The 4660-nt window shown below is 70.3% G+C and carries 4 protein-coding genes; 3 read left to right on the plus strand and 1 reads right to left on the minus strand.

What is annotated here, in order from left to right:
- Window positions 1–97 precede the first annotated feature (97 nt).
- On the minus strand, window positions 98–1543 hold the full coding sequence (locus AB0N89_RS40935; RefSeq protein WP_364217125.1) for an amidase: 1446 nt from the start codon (window positions 1541–1543) through the stop codon (window positions 98–100).
- A 140-nt stretch (window positions 1544–1683) separates the two neighbouring features.
- Between AB0N89_RS40935 and AB0N89_RS40940 the strand changes: the two genes are divergently transcribed.
- From AB0N89_RS40940 to AB0N89_RS40950, 3 genes are all read left to right on the plus strand, one after another.
- Complete coding sequence (locus AB0N89_RS40940) at window positions 1684–2331, plus strand: TetR/AcrR family transcriptional regulator (protein ID WP_364217128.1); 648 nt, start codon at window positions 1684–1686, stop codon at window positions 2329–2331.
- 200 nt (window positions 2332–2531) lie between these two features.
- The gene (locus tag AB0N89_RS40945) at window positions 2532–3200 is read left to right on the plus strand and encodes a response regulator transcription factor (RefSeq protein WP_191259169.1); all 669 of its coding nucleotides are present in this window, start codon (window positions 2532–2534) and stop codon (window positions 3198–3200) included.
- Between the two features lie 165 nt (window positions 3201–3365).
- A complete protein-coding gene (locus tag AB0N89_RS40950) occupies window positions 3366–4580 on the plus strand; it encodes a glycosyltransferase (protein ID WP_364217133.1) in 1215 nt (404 codons plus the stop codon).
- Window positions 4581–4660 lie beyond the last annotated feature (80 nt).

Here is a 4660-nt window from a genome sequence, read left to right on the forward strand (position 1 = left end):
GGCAGTGGCTTTCTGAGTCACCACGCGACCAAGACCGGACCCTAACCACTCACACGAGCAGCACAACCACCCTGACACTGAGTGGCTTTCGCGACCCTCACGAGACCGGCGCGGGACGCCTCTCCGACCAGGGCGCCGCCTCCTCCAGCTGAGCGGCGAGCCGGATGAGGACGTCCTCGCCGTCCTGGGCGGCGACGAGCTGCACGCCGATCGGCAGGCCGTCGGCGTTCCAGTGCAGCGGCAACGAGATCGCGGGCTGTCCGGTGATGTTGAACGGCGCCGTGAAGGCCGCGCCGACGGCGATCCCGGCCGCCAGTTCTTCGGGCGACTTCGCGTCCGGGGCGAGGTAGCCGAGTTCGGCGGGCGGCGCGGGGGACGTCGGCGTGAGGAGGACGTCCAGCTCGTCCTCCCACAGCGCCGCGACACCGCGGGCCCATCGCTGCGACGAGAGCGACGCGGCGACCCACTGCACGGCGGTGACCGAACGGCCCGCTTCGGCGAGCATCGCGTTCATCGGCTCCAGCACCGACGACGGCAGCTGTTCGCCGAGCCGCTCGGACCAGGCGTCGAGTTCCCAGGTGACGACGGCCGCGAGCAGCGCGGGCATGGTGTCGAACATCCCGGGCGCGTCCAGCACGGCGGCCGCGGTCGGGGTGACCTGGTGGCCGAGGGATTCGAGCAGCCGGGCGGTCCGTTCGACGGCGGCGACGCTGTCCGCGTGCGCGGTTTCGCAGGTGCCCGGGGAGGTGATCCGGAACCCGATCCGCAGGGAGCCGGGATCCGCGCCGACCTCTGTCCGATAGGGACGGTCCGGTGGCGCGGCGCTGTAGGGGTCCCCCGGCGCGGCACCAGCGGTGACGTCGAGAATCGCCGCCGTGTCCCGGACCGAGCGGGTCAGGACGTGTTCGTGGGTGACCTGGCCCCAGTATTCGCCGAACTCCGGGCCGAGGCTGGTCCGCGCCCGGCTCGGCTTCAGCCCGACCAGTCCGCAGGCCGACGCCGGGATCCGGATCGAGCCCGCCATGTCGTTGCCGTGCGCGACGGGGACCATGCCCGAAGCCACGGCCGCGGCCGACCCGCCGCTCGATCCGCCCGGCGACAGCGCCGGGTTCCACGGGTTCCGGGTCGCGCCGTTCGAGAGCGGTTCGGTGGTGATGCTGGTCGCGAGTTCCGGTGTGTTCGTGCGGCCGCAGAACAGGAATCCCGCGGCCCGCAGGCGCGCGGCCAGATACGAATCCGACGGGGCACGCCAGTCGCGGTCCCGGAGGACGCGCATGCCGCCGTGCACCGGATCGCCCGCGGCGTGGCAGAGGAAGTCCTTCAGCAGCATCGGCACGCCGCGGAACGGCCCGTCCCCCCGTGCCGTCACCGCTTCCCGCCGGGCCTGGTCGAACCGGGTGCTGACCACGGCGTTGAGCTCGACGTCGAGCTTTTCGATCCGCGCGATCGCCGCGTCGAGCAGCTCCAGCGGCGACACCTGTCCCGTGCGGACCAGCTCCGCCTGAGCCGTCGCGTCCAACCAGGTGAAATCATCGCCAGCCATGCGGCCATTGTCGAGCAGTCGCGCCAGGGGTTCCGCCGATTCCGCTCGATCAGGGCGGTTCGTGCAACGGATCATGCCCCTTCGGTTCCTCGTCGTCCGGACCGCCAACTAAGCTTCGGGCCGATGGAGCGGGAGGGCCGATGACGGACGCGGACGGGCAGAGCCCGCGGGAGCGCTACCGCGACCAGGTGCGCGCGGAGATCAAGCAGCACGCCTGGGAGCAGATCGCCGCCGCCGGGGTCCCCGCGCTGTCGCTCAACGCGATCGCCAAACAGGTCGGGATGAGCGGTCCGGCGCTGTACCGGTACTTCGCCAGCCGCGACGACCTCATCACCGCGCTCATCCGCGACGCCTACCGCAGCCTCGCCGACACCGTCCGGACGGCGTTCGAAGCGGGCGCCGACCTGGCCGGGCTCGCCGTCACCATCCGGGACTGGGCCCGCAGCGACCCGCAGCGCTACTTCCTCATCTACGGCACGCCCGTCCCCGGCTACCACGCGCCCGACGACACCACCGCCATCTCGCGCGAAGTCATGGCGGTGCTGCTCGACGCGTGCCGCGCGATCACCGTGGACAAGCCGGAAACCCCGTTCGACCAGCATCTGGACGCCCACCGTGACTGGGCGGGCGACGAGCGGGCCCCGTCCGCGACGCTGCACCGCGCGATCGCCTTCTGGACGCGTCTGCACGGCGTGCTCTCGCTCGAACTCGCCGGCCACTTCACCGGGATGAAGTTCGACCCCGATCTGCTGATCGCGGACGAACTGGACGATCTCACGACGCGCTGACCAGCGTCCGCCAAGCCCGATCGCCTTCGCACTGAACCTTTTCCGTGCTTCGGGCGTCTTGCCCTGTGTTGCCGCCATCCGTGGGAGACGAGGCTCCCGAGGTTGACATGCAACGTTGTAACGTTATAGGTTCTAAGTAGTGCGATAACTATTCACTCCACCCGTTTCCGGGTTTCCGAGCGCTTCGGATAGGGACTTCGATGTTGATTCAAGGGGAGAAGACCGCCAGGAGGACCGATCGCGTCAGAGTCGCCGTGCATGCCCCGGATCTCCTGGCCGGGCTCGGCACGACGAGCATTCTCGGCGCCGACGAACGGCTGGATGTGCTCGCCGACACCGACCTGGGGCCGGCCGAAGTGATCGTGACGGTCGGGGATTCCATCGGTGACGGGGTTTTCGCGTTCCTGCGCCAAGTGCGTGCCGCGTCGTCGCTCGCGTCGCCACCGAGATGCGTGATCGTCACCGATCACTTCCCGGTCCAGGTCCTGATGACGGCGATCGAATGCGGTATGGCCGCGTTGCTGCCGCGGCGCGACCTCGACAGCGAACACCTGGTGCGGACGATTCTCGCGGTCAGCCAGGGCGCCGGCGCCCTGCCGCCGCGCCTGCAGGGCAGCCTGCTCTCGCAGCTCGAACGGATCCAGGAGGATCTGCTGGTACCCAACGGGCTCGCGCTTTCCGGCCTGTCCGACCGGGAACGAGAGGTCCTCCGCCTGCTGGCCGACGGCCACGGCACGGAGGAGATCGCGGCCAAACTCGCCTATTCGGAGAGCACGGTGAAGAACGTCCTCCACCGGGTGATGTCGCGCTACGGCCTCCACAACCGCACGCACGCTGTCGCCTTCGCGCTGCGCACCGGGTCGATCTGAAGCACCGGGTCGATCCGAAGAGTTCCGTCCAGATTGGACGAGAGAGAAGCGGGGCTTTCCCGCCCCCTTCAACTTATAGCGGACACCGGGGCTTGCGGCAAGACCCGGGTCGTCCCGCAGAATTGCGCGCCGAAGGCCGGAAGCTGCGGAAACGGGAGTCGCGAAGTGCGTGTTTTGCTGACGACGTGGGGATCTCGCGGGGACGTCGAACCCTTGGTGGGGCTCGCGAGGGGATTACGGGAACTGGGCGCGGAAGCGGTGGTGGCCGCGCCACCGGACGAAGAGTTCGTGACGTTGCTGGAGCGGGCCGGGGTGCCGCTGGCGCCGCTCGGCCCGACGGTGCACTCGGTGGTCGCCGGACCGAAGCCGCCGACGGGGGAAGACGCGCTGAAGCTCGCTCCGGCGCTGGTCGCAGCCCGGTTCGAGACGCTCGCCGCCGCGGCGGAGGACTGCGACGCGATCCTGGCGACCGGACTGCTGCCCGCCGGTGCGCGGGACGTGGCCGAGAAACGCGGAATCCCTTACGTGTACGCGTGTTTCCACATTTTCGGGCTGCCGTCGCGGCATTTCGCGCCAGGATCGCGGCCGGGCACGCCGTCCCCGGAGGGCGAGACCGACAACCGGGTGCTGTGGCAGCAGGACGCCCAACGGGTGAACGCGCTGTACGGCGGCGCGCTCAACGAGCACCGCGCGGCGATCGGGCTGCCGCCGGTGGACAACGTCCGCGACCACGTCTTCACCGGCAGTCCGTGGCTGGCGGCCGACGCGGTCTTGTGCCCGTCGGAGGGGATGACGGATCTCGGCATCGTCCAAACGGGAGCGTGGCTCCAGCCCGACGACCGACCGCTCCCCGACGACCTCGAAAAGTTCCTGGAAGCCGGTGAGCCGCCGGTGTACGTGGGCTTCGGCAGCATGGCCGCGTACGCGCCGAAGGACATCGCCCGGGTGAGCATCGAGTCGCTGCGGGCGCTGGGACGGCGGATCCTGCTCGCGCGCGGCTGGGCGGGGTTGGCCTCGATCGACGACGCGGACGACTGTTTCGTCGTCGGCGAAGTCAATCAGCAGGCGCTTTTCCCCCGGGTGGCCGCCGTCGTGCACCACGGTGGCGCCGGCACCACGACGACGGCGTCGCGGGCGGGCGCGCCCCAGGTGGTCGTCCCCCGGATCGCGGACCAGCCGTACTGGGCGTCGCGCGTGGCGGAACTGGGAATCGGTGTGGCGCACCAGGATCCGGTGCCGACCGTCGAGTCGCTGTCGGCCGCGCTCGCGACGGTCCTGTCCCCCGAGACCCAGGCGCGCGCGAAGGCCGTGGCCGACACGATCCGGACCGACGGGGCGACTGTGGCGGCGAAGTTGCTCGTGGAGACGGCCAAGGCGTAGGTCCCGGCCCCAGCAGCCGAAGCGGCGGTGAGCGGTGGGCTGAGCGGGTCGTGAGTGGCGATTCGGGTTAGAACCCGAAT

It is taken from the genome of Amycolatopsis sp. NPDC089917, assembly GCF_040684635.1.
GTDB lineage: Bacteria > Actinomycetota > Actinomycetes > Mycobacteriales > Pseudonocardiaceae > Amycolatopsis.

Bases quoted from the DNA above. Each gene is read 5' to 3' on its own strand.
- AB0N89_RS40935 (WP_364217125.1), bottom strand. From the start codon at position 1,543: ATGGCTGGCGATGATTTCACCTGGTTGGACGCGACGGCTCAGGCGGAG.
- AB0N89_RS40940 (WP_364217128.1), top strand. From the start codon at position 1,684: ATGACGGACGCGGACGGGCAGAGCCCGCGGGAGCGCTACCGCGACCAG.
- AB0N89_RS40945 (WP_191259169.1), top strand. From the start codon at position 2,532: ATGTTGATTCAAGGGGAGAAGACCGCCAGGAGGACCGATCGCGTCAGA.